This is a genomic window from Nocardia brasiliensis NBRC 14402, from assembly GCF_000308475.2.
GTDB classification, from domain to species: Bacteria; Actinomycetota; Actinomycetes; order Mycobacteriales; family Mycobacteriaceae; genus Nocardia; species Nocardia brasiliensis.
The window spans coordinates 45,255-62,251 of the sequence record NZ_BAFT02000026.1 but is presented as its reverse complement, the minus strand read 5'-3'; the positions used below and the strand labels follow the sequence as shown (position 1 = coordinate 62,251).

The 16,997-nt window shown below is 65.7% G+C and carries 18 protein-coding genes and 1 pseudogene; 10 read left to right on the top strand and 9 right to left on the bottom strand.

Annotation, left to right across the window (positions count from 1 at the left end; genetic code table 11):
- Positions 1 to 174 precede the first annotated feature (174 nt).
- The 3 genes and pseudogenes from TY25_RS41160 to TY25_RS06310 form a co-directional block, all read left to right on the top strand.
- Positions 175 to 561: pseudogene (locus TY25_RS41160) on the top strand (DoxX family protein); the annotation flags it as partial.
- An 83-nt stretch (positions 562 to 644) separates the two neighbouring features.
- Positions 645 to 965 (top strand): WhiB family transcriptional regulator, encoded by a 321-nt coding sequence (locus tag TY25_RS44635; protein ID WP_162184186.1) that lies wholly within the window; start codon positions 645 to 647, stop codon positions 963 to 965.
- A gap of 547 nt (positions 966 to 1,512) precedes the next feature.
- Positions 1,513 to 2,895 carry a carotenoid oxygenase family protein gene (locus TY25_RS06310; RefSeq protein WP_042254828.1) on the top strand — a complete coding sequence of 461 codons (1,383 nt, stop codon included), beginning with the start codon at positions 1,513 to 1,515 and terminating at the stop codon, positions 2,893 to 2,895.
- Here the strand turns inward: TY25_RS06310 and TY25_RS06305 are convergent.
- The gene (locus tag TY25_RS06305; protein ID WP_042254827.1) at positions 2,839 to 3,486 is read right to left on the bottom strand and encodes a PadR family transcriptional regulator; all 648 of its coding nucleotides are present in this window, start codon (positions 3,484 to 3,486) and stop codon (positions 2,839 to 2,841) included. The genes TY25_RS06310 and TY25_RS06305 overlap by 57 nt on opposite strands.
- 56 nt (positions 3,487 to 3,542) lie before the next feature.
- Complete coding sequence (locus tag TY25_RS06300) at positions 3,543 to 3,950, bottom strand: RidA family protein (RefSeq protein ID WP_042254826.1); 408 nt, start codon at positions 3,948 to 3,950, stop codon at positions 3,543 to 3,545.
- Between the two features lie 108 nt (positions 3,951 to 4,058).
- On the opposite strand from TY25_RS06300, the gene TY25_RS42445 reads away from it, so the two are divergent.
- Entirely contained in the window at positions 4,059 to 4,250 is a 192-nt protein-coding gene (locus TY25_RS42445; RefSeq protein WP_146154039.1) for a hypothetical protein, read from the top strand.
- A gap of 36 nt (positions 4,251 to 4,286) precedes the next feature.
- Here TY25_RS42445 and TY25_RS06295 read toward each other — a convergent pair whose 3' ends face one another.
- Positions 4,287 to 4,637, bottom strand: a complete 351-nt coding sequence (locus TY25_RS06295) for a C2 domain-containing protein (protein ID WP_042254824.1) — start codon at positions 4,635 to 4,637, stop codon at positions 4,287 to 4,289.
- Between the two features lie 103 nt (positions 4,638 to 4,740).
- Positions 4,741 to 5,379 (bottom strand): GntR family transcriptional regulator, encoded by a 639-nt coding sequence (locus tag TY25_RS06290; protein ID WP_081868706.1) that lies wholly within the window; start codon positions 5,377 to 5,379, stop codon positions 4,741 to 4,743.
- 119 nt (positions 5,380 to 5,498) lie between these two features.
- Here TY25_RS06290 and TY25_RS06285 point away from each other — a divergent pair, with 119 nt between their 5' ends.
- From TY25_RS06285 to TY25_RS06275, 3 genes are read left to right on the top strand one after another with little or no spacing between them, the layout of a single operon-like run.
- Positions 5,499 to 8,852, top strand: coding sequence for a molybdopterin-dependent oxidoreductase (locus TY25_RS06285; protein ID WP_236639095.1), 3,354 nt, complete (start codon positions 5,499 to 5,501; stop codon positions 8,850 to 8,852).
- 17 nt (positions 8,853 to 8,869) lie between these two features.
- Complete coding sequence (gene lhpI, locus TY25_RS06280; RefSeq protein ID WP_081868705.1) at positions 8,870 to 9,811, top strand: bifunctional Delta(1)-pyrroline-2-carboxylate/Delta(1)-piperideine-2-carboxylate reductase; 942 nt, start codon at positions 8,870 to 8,872, stop codon at positions 9,809 to 9,811.
- A gap of 16 nt (positions 9,812 to 9,827) precedes the next feature.
- Positions 9,828 to 11,264, top strand: coding sequence for a TIGR00366 family protein (locus TY25_RS06275; RefSeq protein WP_042254823.1), 1,437 nt, complete (start codon positions 9,828 to 9,830; stop codon positions 11,262 to 11,264).
- A gap of 49 nt (positions 11,265 to 11,313) precedes the next feature.
- Here the strand turns inward: TY25_RS06275 and TY25_RS06270 are convergent, their stop codons facing one another.
- On the bottom strand, positions 11,314 to 11,946 hold the full coding sequence (locus TY25_RS06270; RefSeq protein WP_081868704.1) for a vitamin K epoxide reductase family protein: 633 nt from the start codon (positions 11,944 to 11,946) through the stop codon (positions 11,314 to 11,316).
- Positions 11,947 to 12,014: 68 nt separating this feature from the next.
- A complete protein-coding gene (locus tag TY25_RS44415; RefSeq protein ID WP_063602705.1) occupies positions 12,015 to 12,386 on the bottom strand; it encodes a WhiB family transcriptional regulator in 372 nt (123 codons plus the stop codon).
- Between the two features lie 253 nt (positions 12,387 to 12,639).
- On the opposite strand from TY25_RS44415, the gene TY25_RS06260 reads away from it, so the two are divergent.
- Complete coding sequence (locus tag TY25_RS06260; RefSeq protein WP_042254822.1) at positions 12,640 to 13,074, top strand: pyridoxamine 5'-phosphate oxidase family protein; 435 nt, start codon at positions 12,640 to 12,642, stop codon at positions 13,072 to 13,074.
- Between the two features lie 112 nt (positions 13,075 to 13,186).
- Complete coding sequence (locus TY25_RS06255; protein ID WP_146154040.1) at positions 13,187 to 13,588, top strand: hypothetical protein; 402 nt, start codon at positions 13,187 to 13,189, stop codon at positions 13,586 to 13,588.
- Positions 13,589 to 13,651: 63 nt separating this feature from the next.
- On the opposite strand, the gene TY25_RS06250 is transcribed toward TY25_RS06255, so the two are convergent.
- Genes TY25_RS06250 through TY25_RS06240 form a run of 3 tightly spaced genes read right to left on the bottom strand, consistent with a single transcriptional unit; the run spans position 13,652 to position 15,449 of the window.
- Positions 13,652 to 14,212, bottom strand: coding sequence for a flavodoxin family protein (locus TY25_RS06250; protein WP_081868711.1), 561 nt, complete (start codon positions 14,210 to 14,212; stop codon positions 13,652 to 13,654).
- A gap of 47 nt (positions 14,213 to 14,259) precedes the next feature.
- Complete coding sequence (locus TY25_RS40360; protein WP_052382839.1) at positions 14,260 to 14,805, bottom strand: LpqN/LpqT family lipoprotein; 546 nt, start codon at positions 14,803 to 14,805, stop codon at positions 14,260 to 14,262.
- Positions 14,802 to 15,449: a response regulator gene (locus TY25_RS06240; RefSeq protein ID WP_042254819.1), complete on the bottom strand. Its 648-nt coding sequence runs from the start codon at positions 15,447 to 15,449 to the stop codon at positions 14,802 to 14,804. The genes TY25_RS40360 and TY25_RS06240 overlap by 4 nt, the downstream gene beginning before the upstream one ends.
- A 562-nt stretch (positions 15,450 to 16,011) precedes the next feature.
- Here TY25_RS06240 and TY25_RS06235 point away from each other — a divergent pair.
- Positions 16,012 to 16,914 (top strand): hypothetical protein, encoded by a 903-nt coding sequence (locus TY25_RS06235; RefSeq protein WP_146154041.1) that lies wholly within the window; start codon positions 16,012 to 16,014, stop codon positions 16,912 to 16,914.
- Positions 16,915 to 16,997 lie beyond the last annotated feature (83 nt).

The window sequence follows — 16,997 nt, the reverse complement described above, 5'->3', positions numbered from 1 at the left end:
TACAGTTGCAACGACCGCCTTCGAACGGTGCGATTCCCTCCCCATCGCGTCCTCGCGGGGATCGCCGCCGGGGTCCCCTTCTACGGGCTCGCATCACATGTCGCCGACTCGAATCAGGAGTGCGCCTTGTCCCACAGCTTCCGGACCACGAGTGTCCACAGTCCCACCAGCGCGATCGTCACCACCGCACGCGTCGGACTCGGCGTCGTCTTCCTGTTCGAAGCGACCCAGAAGCTGTTCGGCTGGTGGTCCGGCTCGCCCACCGGTTCCGGACACCCCGAACCCTTCTTGAATTGGCCTTACTGGTGGGCCGGCATCTTCGAACTCGTGCTGGGAATCACGGTCACAACAGGCCTGCTGACACGCGCTTCCGCCCTGCTCGGCGCGGGCACGATGGCTTATGCATACCTGTTCGAGCATATGCACATATTGTCGCCAGACATGTTCAACTGGCGCCCGATGGAAAACGGCGGTGCGTTCGCCGCTGTCTACTGCTTTGCCTTCCTCCTCCTGTTCACGGCACCGAAGGGCACCCTTTCCCTCGATTCTCTGATAGAGAAGTCGGGCAAAGCTGCAATCGCCTACCCACAGACCACGAGATCTGCCCCGCGCAGCAAATCGGCGTTTTATCCGGGTCGGCGATAGTGGAGCAGAATACCCTCTCAAAACGTCTCTGCCAGAGCGTTGACCCCGAAGTCTTCTTCCCAGAAGGAAACGATCGCCCGGCTCACGTATTGCTTGCACAGGTGATCTGTACGAGCTGCCCAGCCTTGCGGTCGTGCGCCCACGACGCACTACGCATCGGCATCACACACGGCATCGTGGCTTCCGTAGATCTCAGCGATCCATCCGATCGCCGACAAAGCGAAGCGAAGCAGCTCCTGCGGGCGATCGCAGACGGGAGCGCCCAAGGCCCACTCCCGAGAGGTGATATCGCCGGGCACCCGTACACAATGCGATATTGAATCAGCATGCTCCACATCTGAACAGAATTCCCGAGCCTTCGGGAGCGCGAATCGGAGTGCGCGCCCCCGAAAGGGTGATGGAGGGCGTGGCCAGGCCTAACGGGGACCTGGCCACGCCCCCGGATCCTCGATCCATGCCACATCCCGACCCGCCCGCCCTTGCGATACCCGTTCCATATATGAAGCAATATGTGGCGTAATGGCAGCATGATGCAACCACTTTACGAGGCGATAGAGGAGGTGATGCCCGCAGTCACGGGCACATTTCCGACGCCCCTTGCCCGGCGGAGCCCGTGGCCCATGATCAATTCGAGCACCTCGACTGCGCACCCGATGAGCGGGGTCCCGCCGGATCTGCCAACCGACCGGGCCCCGCTCCGCACTTCAGACAAAGGTCGAATGCCGGCATCGCCACCGGCTCGGTCGCCAGCACCGGCAGAGCGAAAGTCATCGCCGTAGCGAGACTCACACCCCTTGTCGAATAAGCAAGTCGACGTCTACTATCACATACTACTAATCAACTCCTTGAGTAGTAGGAGAGTGGACTATGACATCGCTCGATACCCCTCGCTACTTGTCCGGCATCCTCGAGCCCGTGGCCGTCGCGACCGAAGCACGGAATCTGGAGGTCACCGGGGCCCTACCGCCGGAACTGTGCGGCCGCTACCTGCGCAACGGCCCGAATCCCGCGCCCGGCGCCGATCCCGGCCATTTGTGGGCCGGCCCCGGCATGCTGCACGGCATCCGGATCCGCGACGGCCGCGCCGAGTGGTACCGCAATCGGTGGATTCGCACCACACCGCCACCCGACGGCTACGACTTGTTCGACCCCGCCCGGGATCTGTCGGTCGGCACGGCCAACACGCACGTCGTGCCGTACGCCGGGCGGATACTCGCACTTCAGGAGGGCATGCTCCCCTACGAGGTCGACGCCGAACTCGATACCGTCGGCCCGTACGACTTCGGCGGGCGGCTGGCCACCGGGATGACCGCGCATCCGAAAGTGGACCCGGCCACCGGCGAACTGCACTTCTTCGACGCGTATCGCCCTACACCGCCACACCTGGTCTATCACGTGGCCTCCCCCGACGGCGAGCTGTTGCGCAGCGTGCCGATCGAGGTCCCGGCCGTGACGTTGATGCACGATTTCGCGATCACGCAGAACTATGTGATCTGGTTCGACCTGCCGGTGGTCGGTGACCCGGATCAGGTCGGACGCAATCCGCTGCCGATGCACTGGAGCGAGACCCACGAACCGCGCATCGGGATCATGCCCAAGCACGGTGCCAGTGCCGACATCGTCTGGATCACCGTCGACCCGTGCTGGATCATCCACACCGCGAACGCGCGGGAAGACGACAACGGTCGAATCGTGTTGGAAGGCAACCGCGTTGTACCGCAGGGCTGGGACGTCAGCTGGGCTCGGCTCGGCGGCTACGTCCAGCATGTTCCGGGCAATCTGGATGACCGCAACCCACTGCCCGAGGCGTTCCTGCATCGCTGGACCCTCGATCCCGCGACCCGGATCGTGCGCGAAGATCAACTCGACGATCGCGCGGTCGAGTTCCCGACCATCAACGCAGATCACACCGGTCGCGCGAGTCGTGACGTCTACGCGGTGGGCTACCCGCGCCGAAACGGCCCCGACGGCTACGAACTCGTCAAATACGACACGGTGGCGGGCACCAGCAGCTCCCACCGGTTCGGCACCACGCAGGTGCCCGGTGAAGCCGACTTCGTCGCCGCCCCAGGCGGATACGGCGAAGACGAGGGCTGGCTGCTCTCGCTCGTCACCGGAATCGGTACCGCCCCATCACAACTGGTGGTGCTCGACGCCACCGACTTCTCGGGCCCACCGGTCGCCCGGATCACGCTACCGACCCGGGTGCCCTACGGATTCCACGCCTCCTGGATCCCCGACGAGCCGTGATATCGCCTGCGGGTCCGAACGCGCGGGCACCGGCTCACCCGCCGCACGGGCACGCAAAACCGCAGCGGCCCAACGGAACCACGCGTAGTTCTCCGCCTCGAAGCCACGGCCACGAATCGCGGTGAGGTATCGGCCGGGATGCTCGGAGGTACTCAAATGGGTCTGCTCGTCGTCGTCGCCCAACAGGTCGGCCAAAATGGCGTCGAGCACCACCATTTTGGTCCGGGAACGTTCGGCCCGCTCCTCGAGTTCGACGGCCAGCACCTCGGCCTCCGCGAATTCCGACGCATACACCTTGACGACCAGATCTTCCCGGATCGCGCCCGGTTTCGACGACACAGCGACAAACGCGGACAGCTCGTCCCGACCGCTGTCGGTCACCGTGAAGACCCGCTTGGTCTGCCGCCCGCGCCCGATCACGTCCCGACCGCTGATCAACCCCGACTCTTCCAGCTTGGTCAGCTCCGCATAGACCTGCTGCGGCGTCGCGTGCCAGAAATTCGTCACGCCGACTTCGAAGGCCTTCGACAGCTCATACCCCGAGGAATCACCCCGTGAAAGCACCGCCAGCACAGCGTGTTTGAGCGCCATCCACCCTCCGAGGCAAAAATGGTACTAGTCAATTCTCGGAATAGTACCATTACCTACTAATCCACGACGGCAGCCACCGCTTCGATCTCCACCAGCTGGTCGTCGTAGCCGAGCACCGTGACACCCAGCAGTGTGCTCGGCACATCGTGTTCGGCGAACGCGTCCCGCACGACCTCCCAGGCCGTGACCAAATCTCCCTGCCGGGAACTGGCGACGAGCACCCGCGTGTTGATCACGTTCTCGAGTTCGGCACCGGCCTCGTGCAACGCGATCTTCAGGTTCTCGATCGCCTTCGCAGCCTGTCCCGCGTAATCTCCCACCGCCGCGGTGCTGCCGTCGGCGTTCAGCGGGCACGCACCGGCGAGAAAGATCAGCCGCGCCTCCGCCTGAGCCGTAGCGGCATAAGCATATTCGGCAACAGTGGCCAGCTTGCCGGATCTGATCAGCGTCACAGTCTTCGTCACGGCTCGATTCTTCTCGCCGACCGAATCTTCGCCAACCGCATTTGTGACCGCAGGTCGATCGACTGCGCTGTCCCGCGGCGGTTTACGTCATCTCGATAAGGTGCTGCGGTGCAACAGAGTTTGGGTAAGGGCGATGGTTGTGAGCTGCCCGCCAGGGCTGTCCATCGGCTCAGCGACGATCCGCAGCCGGGGATCAGCACATGGTGGTTGTCCGGCGGCCCCGACAACGTACCGTTCGTCTTCGACGTGCGCTCAGACCTCCTCACCCCGACCGACCGCCAACCGCCCGCGAGCCGCTGAGCCACCGCAGCGAACGGACGCCGCGCCGTCGCCCCATCACCGCTTCAGGACGTTGAGTTGTCCTCCGCCAGGCAATGCCAGGGTGACGTTTCCTCCGGCGCGCAGGAACTCGGCCACCGAGAGTTCGACTTTGCCGACCAATTCGTCGCTGCCCATCCGATCGTGGTCCCACACCTCGATGCGCAGGGCGGACCGTTCACTATCGTCCACCTCGATGACGCAGGGCGCGTAGCGAGGATTCAAGTCGTTTTTGTGGATCTCGGTCATGGTGGCCAGCACCCAAGCTCCGGCGCGCTGAACATAGAGTTTCAGGTAGGGATCCGTCTCACCTATCGTGTCGGTGTCCGGCAGGTCTCGGGCGGATAGAACGAGATTGATTTCAACCATGACCGTCTCCTGCGCCGACTAGGTGGTACCGAACTCCGCAGCCGGGTACCACACGCTCAATGTTGCACTAAAAGCGTTGCGGCCACGTTGCTTTCAGCTCCTTTCAGCCGCTCGCCCAGTCCGCGCGGGTGTGGCGCAGATGCGTATGCATCAGGCTTTCCAGCTCGGGCCAATCGCGCGACGAGATGGCGGCGAGGATTTCTCGATGTTCGACCGCTGCCCCGATCAGCCGCCCGCCCTCGGCTAGTTTGTCCAATCCGTACAGACGCGTTTGATCCCGCAGGGTGGCGATGCTGTCCACCAGCCGGCGATTTCCGCCGTGTGCCAGCAGGTCCAGATGGAACCGCCGGTCTGCCTCGAGGAAGCCGGCGACATCACCGGCCCGGGCCGCGCTTTCGATATCCCCGGCCAAACCGGCGAGCCGGTCCAGGTCCTCGGGTTCGATCTTCGCGCCCGCGGCGAGCGTGGCCGGGATCTCCAGCAACTGACGCAGCTCGTAGATCTCGTCCAGATCCTGCTCGGTCATTGCGACAATGCGGTAACCCCGGTTGCGCACCGGCTCCATCAAGCCCTGCGTGACCAGCGTCAGCATCGCTTCCCGGACCGGACTGCTGGATACCCCCAGCCGGGTCGCGAGCGCCGCGGCCGAGTAGATGTCTCCTGGCCGGAGCTCACCGGACACCATCGCTTGCCGCACGACTTCGAGCACTTGGTCCCGCAAGTTGGTGTGCTGCAGTCGCACTGCTCCGTCCTCGGTCAACTACCTGCCTTTCGACGCTCGGCCTTGACTTCCCCGCCCCTTTCCCGCATCTTACTTGTCACCGGCAATCGGTAACCGGTAGCCGGTTACTAAGGAGTAACATGATGGCTGAGGTGCGCGGCTACTGCACGCTGTGCCGCTCCCGGTGTGGCGCTGTCTACACGGTCGAGAACGGCGTATTGCGCGATGTCCGACCGGATTCGGAACATCCCACCGGTGCGGCGATGTGCCCGAAGGGCCGGGCCGCTCCCGAGTTGGTGTACTCCCCCGAGCGCTTGCGGCGGCCGCTACGACGGACCACGCCCAAATCCGATCCCGACCCGCGCTGGCGAGAGATCGGCTGGGACGAAGCCTTGACCGAGGTCGCTGAAAACCTGGACCGTATCCGTGCGGAAAGCGGCGCCGAAGCGGTCGCGTTCTCGGTGACCTCCCCGAGTGGCACGCCGATGTCGGATTCCATCGACTGGGTCGAGCGATTCATTCGGGTGTTCGGCAGCCCGAACACGCTGTATTCGACCGAGATCTGTAATTGGCACAAGGATTTCGCACACGCCTTCACCTTCGGGAGCGGACTGCCGGGTCCGGACTACGCGAACACCGACCTCGCCGTCTTGTGGGGCCACAACCCGGCCAAATCCTGGCTGGCGCAGTCCGCGGCACTCGCCCGGGCGCGAGCCCGAGGGGCACGGCTCGTGGTCGTCGACCCGCGCCGCTCGACCAGCGCGTTGCAGGCCGACCACTGGCTTCGGGTGCGCCCCGGTACCGACGGCGCGCTCGCGTTGAGTGTGGCCGGCCGACTACTCGCCCGACGCGGCCACGACGAGGAATTCGTCCGATCGTGGACGAATGCGCCGCTGCTGGTCCGGCTCGACACCGGCGAGTTCCTGCGAGCTTCGGACCTGTATCCAGGGGTGCCGGGATATGTGGTGTGGGACGAGGTGTCCGGGCGGGCGGAGCCGTTGGACACCACCCACGCGCCGAGCGGTGTGGAACGGTTCGCCCTGCGCGGCCGATGGCGGGTGGTCACCCGAGGCGGACCGGTCGACTGTGCGCCCGCCTTCGACCGCTACGCCGCTGCCTGCGCCGCCTGGCCTGTCGACCGGGCCGCGGCGGTGACCACGGTCGCCCCGGCAGCGATCGAGACCTTCGCCGCGGAACTCGGTGCGGCGCGATCGGTGTCGTACGCGGCGTGGTCCGGGGTCGGTCAGCATGTCAACGCGACCCAGACCGAGCGAGCGATCGCCACCCTCTACGCGCTCACGGGCAGCTACGACGCCCCCGGCGGCAACGTGTTGCTGCCCAAACTGCCGGTCAATCCGGTCACCGGCCCCGACCAGCTCGCCGCCGCCCAGCGCGCGAAAGCCCTTGGCCTCGAAAGCTTCCCGCTGGGACCGCCGGCGCAGGGCTGGATCAATGCCCGCGACTTCTGCCAAGCGGTGCTCCAGGGTGAGCCATATCCGGTACGGGCGCTGGTGTCCTTCGGCGGGAATCTGCTGCTGACTCAGCCTGATCCGCGGCGGACCGCAGACGCCTTGCGCAGCTTGGACTTCGCGGTTCATCTCGACCTGTTCGAGAACCCGACCGCGCGCTTCGCCGACCTGTTGCTGCCGGTCAACACCCCTTGGGAGCGCGAGGCGATCAGAGCCGGGTTCGAGATCAGCGTCGCCGCTCAGCAGCGAGTGCAGTTGCGGCCGCGGATGGTCGAACCCGTGGGCGAGTCGCGTTCGGACACCGAGATCGTGTTCGACCTGGCCGTCCGGTTGGGGCACGGCGCGGATTTCTTCCACGGACGCATCGAGGACGGCTGGAACCATCAGCTTGCTCCGCTCGCGGTCACCGCGGCCGAGCTGCGCGAAAGCCCCGGCGGGAGGGATCTGCCATTACCCGGCCGCTACCGCAAATACGCCGAGGAGTCCGCCGACGGAACGGTCACCGGGTTTGCGACCCCGACCCGCCGGGTCGAGCTCTACTCCGAAATGCTCGCCCAGCACGGGCAATCCGCAGTACCGGTGGCCGAGCAGCCGACACCGGACGCGTCCTATCCGCTGGTGCTCACCTGCGCGAAGAACGGCTATTTCTGTCACAGCCAGCACCGCGGAATCTCCTCGCTGCGTAGACGCTTCCCCGATCCGATCGTCGAGCTGAGCGCCGAACTCGCCGACGCTCGTGGGATCTGCGACGGCGACTGGGTGCGGATCAGGACATCGCGGGGCACCGTCGGTATGCGCGCACGGATCGACTCGGACCTGCACCGCGACGTCGTCGTCGCCGAATACGGCTGGTGGCAGGCCGCTTCGGACCTCGCCCTGCCCGGTGCGGATCCGCTCGCCGGTGACGGCACCAACTACAACCTCCTGGTCGGTGACGGAAGCCGCGATCCGATCAGTGGCTCCGTCGGCCTGCGCGCGGTGCCCTGCGACGTCCAGCTCGCGCATTCGAAACGGTGGCGTTCGCAACGGGAGTTCCTGATCGACCACTGTGAACTCGAAACCGAGGAGATCCTGGCGGTGCAGTTGCGGCCCGTAGACCGGGCACAGTTACCCGCGTTCCGCGCCGGGCAGCACGTCACCGTCGCATGGCCCGATCAACCCGACCTGACCCGCAGTTACTCGCTGACCGGACCCGGCGGACCGGCTGCTCAGGAGAGGTACACGATAGCGGTGCGTCGGGTGTCCGGCGGCCGTTTCTCCACTGCCGTGCACGAGCGGCTCCGGCCCGGCACCCGCCTGCTCGTCACCCCTCCTACCGGTGGCTTCGCCGTGCCCCTCGTCCACTCCCGCCCGATCGTGCTCCTGGCCGCAGGCATCGGGATCACTCCGTTCCTCAGCTACCTCGAAACACTCGTTCTCGCCCCGTCCGCCACCCCGGAGGTCGTGCTCCACTACGGCAACCGGGACGGTGTGCGCCACCCCTTCCGAGACCGGATCGCCGCCCTCGCCGCGCATCTGCCGTCCTTGCGCGTGATCGACCACTACAGCCGGCCGGGCGCGGACGACCGTTACCACCGGCAAGGGCGGGTATCGGCGTCCGACGTCGACCCCGCCCTGATCGACCGGCGAGCGCGTTTCTACCTGTGCGGCCCCGAGGACATGCTCGACGAACTGACCGCCGGTCTGGTGGCCCGAGGTGTTCCCCGATTCGACATTTTCGCCGAGAAGTTCCACGCGGCACCTGTGCCGGTGCGCATCTGCGACGACGCGACCGCGACCGTTCGGTTCGCCCGCTCCGGCCGGGACGTGACGTGGCGCAAATCGGACGGCACCCTCTTGCAGCTCGCCGAGCAGTCGGGTCTGTCCGTGCCCAGCGGGTGCCGCGTCGGCCAATGCGAGAGCTGCGCGGTCCGGGTGCTCGACGGCACAGTGGCACACCTCGTCGCCATCGGCAGCGAGCTGCCCGACGATCACTGCCTCACCTGCCAGTCCATGCCGACCTCCGACGTCGTGCTCGACGCCTGATTCCGAAAGGTTCGACCGTGCTCATCGTCTCCGCCGCCGAAACCGTCGCCGCATTGCCGTTCGACACTTTGATCCCAGCCCTGCGCGCGGGTTTCGCCCGCGGCGCCACCACCCCACCGCGCCACCATCATCAGATCGACGAGACCACCGGGTCGACGTTGCTCCTGATGCCCTCCTGGCAGGCCGACGGGCTGCTGGGCGTCAAACTCGTGAACGTCTTCCCCGAGAACAATGCGCACGGTCGCCCGGCCCTGTCCTCCGCCTACGTCCTGGCCCGGGCGGACACCGGCGAACACCTGGCGGTCATCGATGGGAACGAACTCACTCGGCGGCGCACCGTCGCCACCGCGGCGCTGGCCTCGTCCTATCTGGCCCGCCCCGACAGCCGAGTCCATCTCGTCGTCGGAGCCGGGCACATCGGCTCGCTCCTCGCCGCAGCACACGCCGCGGTCCTCGACATCCCCACCGTGCTCGTCCACGATCAACACCGCGCGTCCGCAGCAGCCCTGGTCGCACGGCTGCGGGCCGCCGGAACGGACGCTCACGTCGCCGTCGACCTCGACGCCGCGGTGCCCGACGCCGACGTGATCTCCTGCGCGACGCTCGCCACCAGCCCGATCATCCGCGGTGAGTTACTGCGTCCCGGCACGCATCTCGACCTGGTCGGCAGTTTCCGGCCGGAGATGCGCGAAGCCGACGACGCCTGCCTGACCCGCGGCGTCGTCTACGTCGACAGCGACAACGCGCTCGACGAATCGGGCGACCTCACCCAGCCACTCGCCACCGGCGTCATCACCCGGGACGACGTGACCGCCACGCTGCCCCAGCTCTGTCGAAATGAGGCGCCCGGTCGCCGAAACGACCAAGAGATCACCGTGTTCAAAGCAGTCGGCACGGCCCTGGCCGACCTGACCGCCGCGACGCTGGTCCACCACCACGTCCTCCGGCACGCCGGTTGACCACTCAGGAGTTCGCATGTCTGTGCCCGATTCCCAGCTCGCCGCCGACCCACCGGCCGGCCGGCTCGCCCGATTCGCCACCCGCAGTGCGGCCTGGTCGGAGAAGTGGTTCCCCAACACCCTCGTCTTCGCACTGCTCATCGTCGCGGTGGTCGCCATCGCCGCGGTGGCGATCGGCTCCGCACCCGCCGAGGTCGCCTCGGTCTTCGGCAACGGCTTCTGGGACCTCATCCCGTTCACGATGCAGATGGCGATGGTCGCCATCGGCGGCTACGTCGTCGCCACCGCCCGGCCGGTCCAGCGGGCCATCACCGGGCTCGCCCGCGTGCCTCGCAATCCGCGGGCGGCGATCGCCGTCGTCGCTGCGGTCAGCCTGCTGTCGGCGTTGCTCAATTGGGGCTTCAGTCTCATCTTCAGCGCGCTGCTGGTCCGGCGGCTCGCCGAGCGCCGCGAGCTGCGCATGGACTATCGGGCCGCGTCGGCGGCGGCCTACCTCGGCCTCGGCGGGAGCTGGGCGCTCGGCCTCAGCTCGTCGGCCGCGCAACTACAGGCCAACCCCGCCAGCATCCCGCAGTCGCTGCTGCCCATCACCGGCGTCATCCCGTTCCGGGACACCATTTTCACCTGGCAGTCACTCGTTGTGGCCGCGGTCGTCGTCACGGTTTGTGTGGCCATCGCGTTTCTGACCGCACCCCGCGCCGACACCGCCGTTACCGCCACCGATCTCGGCATCGATCCCCGCGACCCGGTCGAAGACGACGTGCCGCGCACGCGTCCCGGCGAATGGCTCGAATACAGCCCACTGCTCACCATCGTGGTCGTCGTCCTGGTCGGCGGGTGGGCGATCCAGGAATTCGCCGCCAAGGACCCGCTGGTCGCGATCTCCGGGCTCAACACCTACAACCTGCTGTTCCTCGGCCTCGGCATGCTGCTGCACTGGCGCCCCCGCCGATTTCTCGCCGCAGTCACCAAAGCCGTGCCTGCCACCGGCGGTGTCCTCATTCAATTTCCCTTCTACGCCGGGACCGCGGCCATTCTCACCAGGGCCACCGACAGCTCCGGCACCTCCATCTCCCACCACCTCGCCTCGTTGTTCACCGCCACGGGCAACGCGACCACCTTCCCACTGCTCATCGGCGCCTACTCCGTCGTCCTCGGCTTCCTCATCCCCTCCGGCGGCGGCAAGTGGATCATCGAGGCACCGTATGTGATGCAGGCAGCGAACGACACACACGTCAACCTCGGCTGGACCGTCCAGATCTACAACGCCGCGGAGGCGCTGCCGAACCTGATCAACCCGTTCTGGATGCTCCCGCTCCTCGGCGTACTGTCCCTCAAGGCACGCGACATCGTCGGCTACACGTTCATTTACCTCGCGGCTCTCCTGCCCATCGTCCTGGGCCTGCTCACCCTGTTGGCACCCACCCTTCCCTACCAACCGCCGTCCTATTGACCAGGAACGGAATCTCCGGCACGCGGAGGGCGCCGGCGGAACGGCACCTTCAGATGAGCGACAGCCAGTAGTCCTGAAACGCTAGAAAGACTTGCAGCACAACGGCTGTGCAGAAAAGCGCGACCACAGTCCAGCGCCAGTCGACTATTGCACGTATCGGGCGAGGCAGCGCTTCGCTGAGCTGATTGCTCAGTACGGCCAGCATGGGGGTGACTACCGCCCACACCACCATGCAGTAGGGGCAGAGCGCGTGAATCCGATAGAGCGTCTGGAAGATGAGCCAGCACACGAACCCGACACCGCAGGCCGTGCCGACCCACAGGCCGATCCAGATCCACTGTGGCAGCGCGATTCTGGCCACGCTCAGCAGCGCAAGCGGGATTACTACCGAGAACGCGACGACGCCGATGATCGGATTGGGGAAACCGAGAACGGCCGCCTGTGGTGTCGCCATCACCGACCCACACGACAGAATCGGGTTGATACTGCACGACGGCCGATAGTCCGAATCGACAAAGAGTTTGAACCGCTCCACCGTCAGCGTGAACGAGGCCAGCCAACCCGCCGAGGCGGCCAGCAGCAGCCCCCACGCGCTGCTCGAACAAGCGACGGACAACCGGCGTGGCTCCGCTACCGATGCCACGGCGGCCACTTCGATCCGGGTCGGTTCGGCAAGGCTCATGTAACCCGATTATCCGCAACGATAGTCGTGGCACCAGGGCCTTTGTGCCACCTAATACAGGCCGATCGTCACCGGCAATCGACAACGGTATGACGACCGGCGCCATCCATCGAAGTCACTACGATCTCGATCGCACGAGAACGGCCGACCCCCTTTTCCGTTCCCGCCGCGCGCGATCGATCCGGACTCGCGCGCAGGCGCGACAGCTTGATCCGCTGCCGACGGGTGAGCCCGCCCCAGATACCCAGGACCTCGCTGTGCTCCAGCGCGTACTCGAGGCAGGATTCGCGCACCTCACACCGGCTGCAAATGCGTACCGCAAGCAGCGAGGTCTCACCGGCCTCGGGGAAGAATTCTTCCGGATCGCTCTGTGCACAACTCCCGCTCCCCGCCCACTCTCCCGCCTCGCGCTCGAGTAGCTGTGCCGACTGTTTCAACACCGCACCACCGAAGATCTCATACCCGTAGAATTGGATATCGCCATTCCCACATCGAGAGCCGAATGGCACACCTCGGCAGGGCCGAAACTCCCACATTTTCAAGTCTGTGATTCTCGTCATGCCGGACAGGACTTATGTCCTGTAAAACGCTGTTGGTAAGCCGGTCCAATAGAGCCGAATTACTCTGCCCAACAAGCGGATAAGGAGATAGCTTCTCGAGTGGACTGCTGATCGAGCAGAAAGAGGCGAGCCGATGGCCGAACTTGTCCGTACCTCAGATCTGGTGCAGGAGCTGACGGTCGCTGAGTGCTGGGACAAATTGGACGAGACCCAGCTCGGCCGGATCGTCGTGAACACGTCCGGCGAACTGGACATCTTCCCGGTGAACTACGCCGTCGACAGCGGGAAAATCTATTTCCGGACCGCCCCCGGCAGCAAACTGCTCAAACTCACCATCAACTCGTCGGTGCTGTTCGAGGCGGACCAGATACTCCCCGAGGCCCAACTGGCCTGGAGTGTTGTGATCAGAGGGCACGCCGAGCAGATCAGCATCGCGCGCGATGTGCACCATGCGGACACGCTGGCGATCCGACCGTGGATCTCCACGCCGAAATACGAATACGTCCGCATCGACGCGCATGCGATCACCGGCCGGCAGTTCCGGCTGAACGACGAGGTCACGCGCTGAACCGTGCCGGCGGACCGACGGGCATTACGATTCGAGGGATACCGACTGGATGTTCGCGAACTGCACTACCCCACAGCGGATCTGCACGACATATCGCGACCGGGGCCTACCGGTGACCCTGCTCGGATCCCATCCGTGTCTGCTCACCGACGACCGGTTCGGGATGGTCACCATGCCACGAATACTCGGGTACGAGGTCTCCGCGGCAGTGCACACCGCCCCGGTCATGTTGCACACCAGGTCGAATCGGGTCGGGTTCCTCGTCCGCTACCCGGCCGACACACTAGAGCCGGACCTCGTCCGGCGACTGGACGAACTCGGCGTCATGATCGTGGCGCGCGGAAACCGAATCATGCTCCCGCATTCGGATCGGCAACTCGGCTGGTCGCCGGTGTGGGTGGTCGAACCCGGCTACGTCACCACCCTTCCGATTCAGGCGGTCGTGCTCAACGCGGTGTGCGCAGTGGCCGGTGGCGTGCCGAGCTCAGGTTCCAGCCGCGCCTCGACCACCTGAAACAGCGACAGCGGCAACCGAGCACGAACTCGACTGCCGCTGTGCCACAACGGGTCCGGCTGCTCAGCGCATTCCGAAGCGCGACAATCTGTCGGCCAGCTCGCTACCCCAGCGCTCGGCCCGAGCGGACTCGTTGCCCGCCAACGGCCCCACCCGGGAGACGACCAGGAAGCTCTCGCGCCCAACGATATCGCAGGCGTGCCCTTGCAGTCGCTGCACGATCCGTCTCGCCGCAGACCCGGTGAAAATGCTTCGGCCTGCGACGGTATCGAACGCCGCGGCACGGACATTCAGCCGCGCGGGCAGCGCATCGAGCCACTCCCGCACACCGGTCACGGCCCTGGCCGCACCGTGGGTTTCCGCTTGACGACGTGACGTCGGCGTCGACAGACCCGCATTGTGCGTAGGCGCTCCCACCAGCAACAGATCGACGTCGTCGAGCGCAGGCATGGTCTGCGTGCCGACCACCGTGACGCTCCCGCCGCGCCCCCGAATCCCCTCGGCGACAGCCTCCGCGATCCGCGCGGTGTTTCCGAAACAAGACTCCACGACTATCAAAACGTTCATGCCGCTCGCCTCGGCGGCACCGGGAGCGCGTGTTTCGGCGACAATGGTATTCGTCAACGTGTTATCTCCTACATGACGAGCCGGCGCGATCACCGCGGCGACAATTACGACGCCCGCTGTCGAGGCAGGGCGACCCACCAACCTTTGAATTGATCGAAATCTTTCGATGCCCACCGAGCAGCCTCGGCAGTCGAGGGCAATCGGCTGGTGACGGTGAGCTGCACCAGATACTGACAACCGCTGTCACCTATGACGATGTATCGGGTGTCGGCCCGCAGTCGTAGCGACTCGGCAACATAGGTGCCCGCGACGAGACAAGACGGAAAACCCTCGTACCGCGCTTCGTCGACATAGATCTCGACCCACTCGGGTAGCCGGCGCGCGTCGGACACCGCGTGCGTGAGCAGCTCGACATGATCGACGCCAGGGGTCAGTCGCACGAGTACGAGCACCGCGTTGTCGACCCAGCTGTAGCCTTCGATCGGCGGTCGGGCCCACATCGAATAGACGTCACGGAAATATCCATGATCCACCTGCGTCCAGGGCGACGGCGGAACGATCGACACCGTCGGTACACCGGGCGAGCCCGGCCGCAGCTGCTCATAGCGAACTCCGCAGGCAGCCAAGTAGATCGCGAGGCGACCGTTCATCGCACACTGTTGGAAGGCCGCAGCTCGAGGGCGAGCACCGCTGCCTGACTTCGCCGCTCGACCCCCAGTTTGGTCAGCAGGCGCGAAACGTAGTTCCTGATCGTCTTCTCCGCCAGCGACATTCGTTCCGCTATCTGGCGATTCGACAGTCCTTCGCCGAGCAGTTCGAGCAGCGTTCGCTCCTGAGCGGTGAGATGCGCGAAGGGACCGCGCCGCGCGGCGCCGTCCGCGCGCAGCTTGGACATGAGCGCGGCGGCGGCGCGGTTGTCGAGCAACGATTTGCCCGACCCGACCTCACGAATGGCGTCGACCAACTCCACGGTGCCGATGTCCTTGATGACGTAGCCGCTGACCCCAGCCCGGATGGCGTTCAGCATCGACTTCTCGTCGATGAACGCGGTGAGGATCAGCAACTGCGCGCCCAGCCCGTGATTCTGCAGTTCACGGCATAGCGCTATGCCGTCACCATCGGGCAGCCGGATTTCGAGCACGACCACATCAGGACGCAGCCGCAGGATGTCTTCGATGGCCCGGGACACCGTCTCTGCCTCCCCGACCAGCTCGAGGTCGGGTTCGGCTCCGATCAGGTCGGCAATCCCGCGCCGGACGATGTGATGCCCATCGACCAGGAACACTCTAGTCACGCCACAAACCCCTCCGTCGGCAGTAATTCCCGACAGCCAGCACTGCACCCGATGCACAGCCGGACAACAGGTCTCGCATTCCGCGACGGATTCTGCACAGATCCCGATCCGAACTGGTTGAGCCACGAGCTGCCCGAGTCTACTCGCTACCTAACGTATCGGAATTCGATGAATTATCCTGCGGGCAAAGGTCACGACGGTGTCCGGCCGAAGGGCAAAGTATTCGTGACTTTTGTCCCACATCGTCCCGACCTCGACTGTGCTTAACCCACCTCCGAGCGGCGCAACGCAACACCGCCGAGCAATATCAGGATGGGACGGGGGTCACAAGTGCGTGGACGTGATGTCCCGGTTTCACATGACTCGCGACTTCTGTTCAAGGAACAGTCCCGATGGTTCGCTTGTCACTCGGCATCAGTTCTCGGAATTTCATTCGAGAATTCCAACGATCGTCCGTGATGCCGCACAGGCTACGCGAATTCTCGGTGTCGCTTAGCAGTCGAATGATCGAACCAAAGGAGAACGTATGTCCGCGAGACATGGCTTTGCGCGAATGGGAATCGTGTCTGTCGTAGCAACGGCAGGAATTGCGTCAGGCCAGTGCTTTGCTTCCGCCGAGCCCGGGGCGCACATTGCCGACCCGCTCCTCCGTACCGCCGCAGCAGACGTCGCACAGCCCGTCGTCGCCCCCTGGGACAACGTCGGCCAGGGCCGGGGCACCGATTTCGAACCGGGAACAAATGGGGTCCTGAGCGATACCGTCATCAAGCCCGAATACTTTCCACTGGTAGACCAGCGCCGGCGGGAACTGTTGTCGGCGGCCACGCTCGACGGCGCGGCCGACGGTGCGGCGATCGGCGGGATCGGCGGCGCCGCGGTCGGCGCGACCGTCGGAGCGATCACCGGACTCGGTACCGGCCTGGCCGCGGTGCCGATCGGCGCGGGCATCGGTGCCGGCGCCGGTCTGGTGATCGGCGGCGTCGGCGCCGCCACGATCGGCACACTCACCGGCATGGCACTCGGCTGCGTCGTCGGGCTGCCGGCCGTGATCGTCGGGTGCATCCCCGGCGCGGTGATCGGCGGCATCGTCGGCGGTGTGGCCGGAACCATCGCCGGAGCTGTCGTCGGACCACTGGCGGGCACCGCTATCGGCGCAGGCGCCGGTGCGGGGGTCGCGACCGCCGTGGGGCTGGGCACCGCGGCCGTTGCCGCACCCGTCGGCGCGGCGATCGGCGCCGGTCTCGGTGCCGCGATCGGTGCGGCGACCGCGGCGTCGCAAGCCAATCAGGGTCTCGCTCAGCAGAACCTGAACGACCTCGAAGGGTTCGCGTACACGCAGCGCCAGGACGCCGCGGCACCCGTCTCGGCCGCAGTCGAGCCGGTGGCCAGGCAGCTACAGCAAGGCCTGACCGATGTCAGCGCGGCAATCGATTCCGTCACCGAGCAGTTCCAGTTGGTGCGGTAGCCGAGGCGGCGCGGTGCTCACACAGAGCCGGACCGTGAGCACCGCTCTGCCGTCGGCGGCGCCGGCCGCGGACACGACTCGGC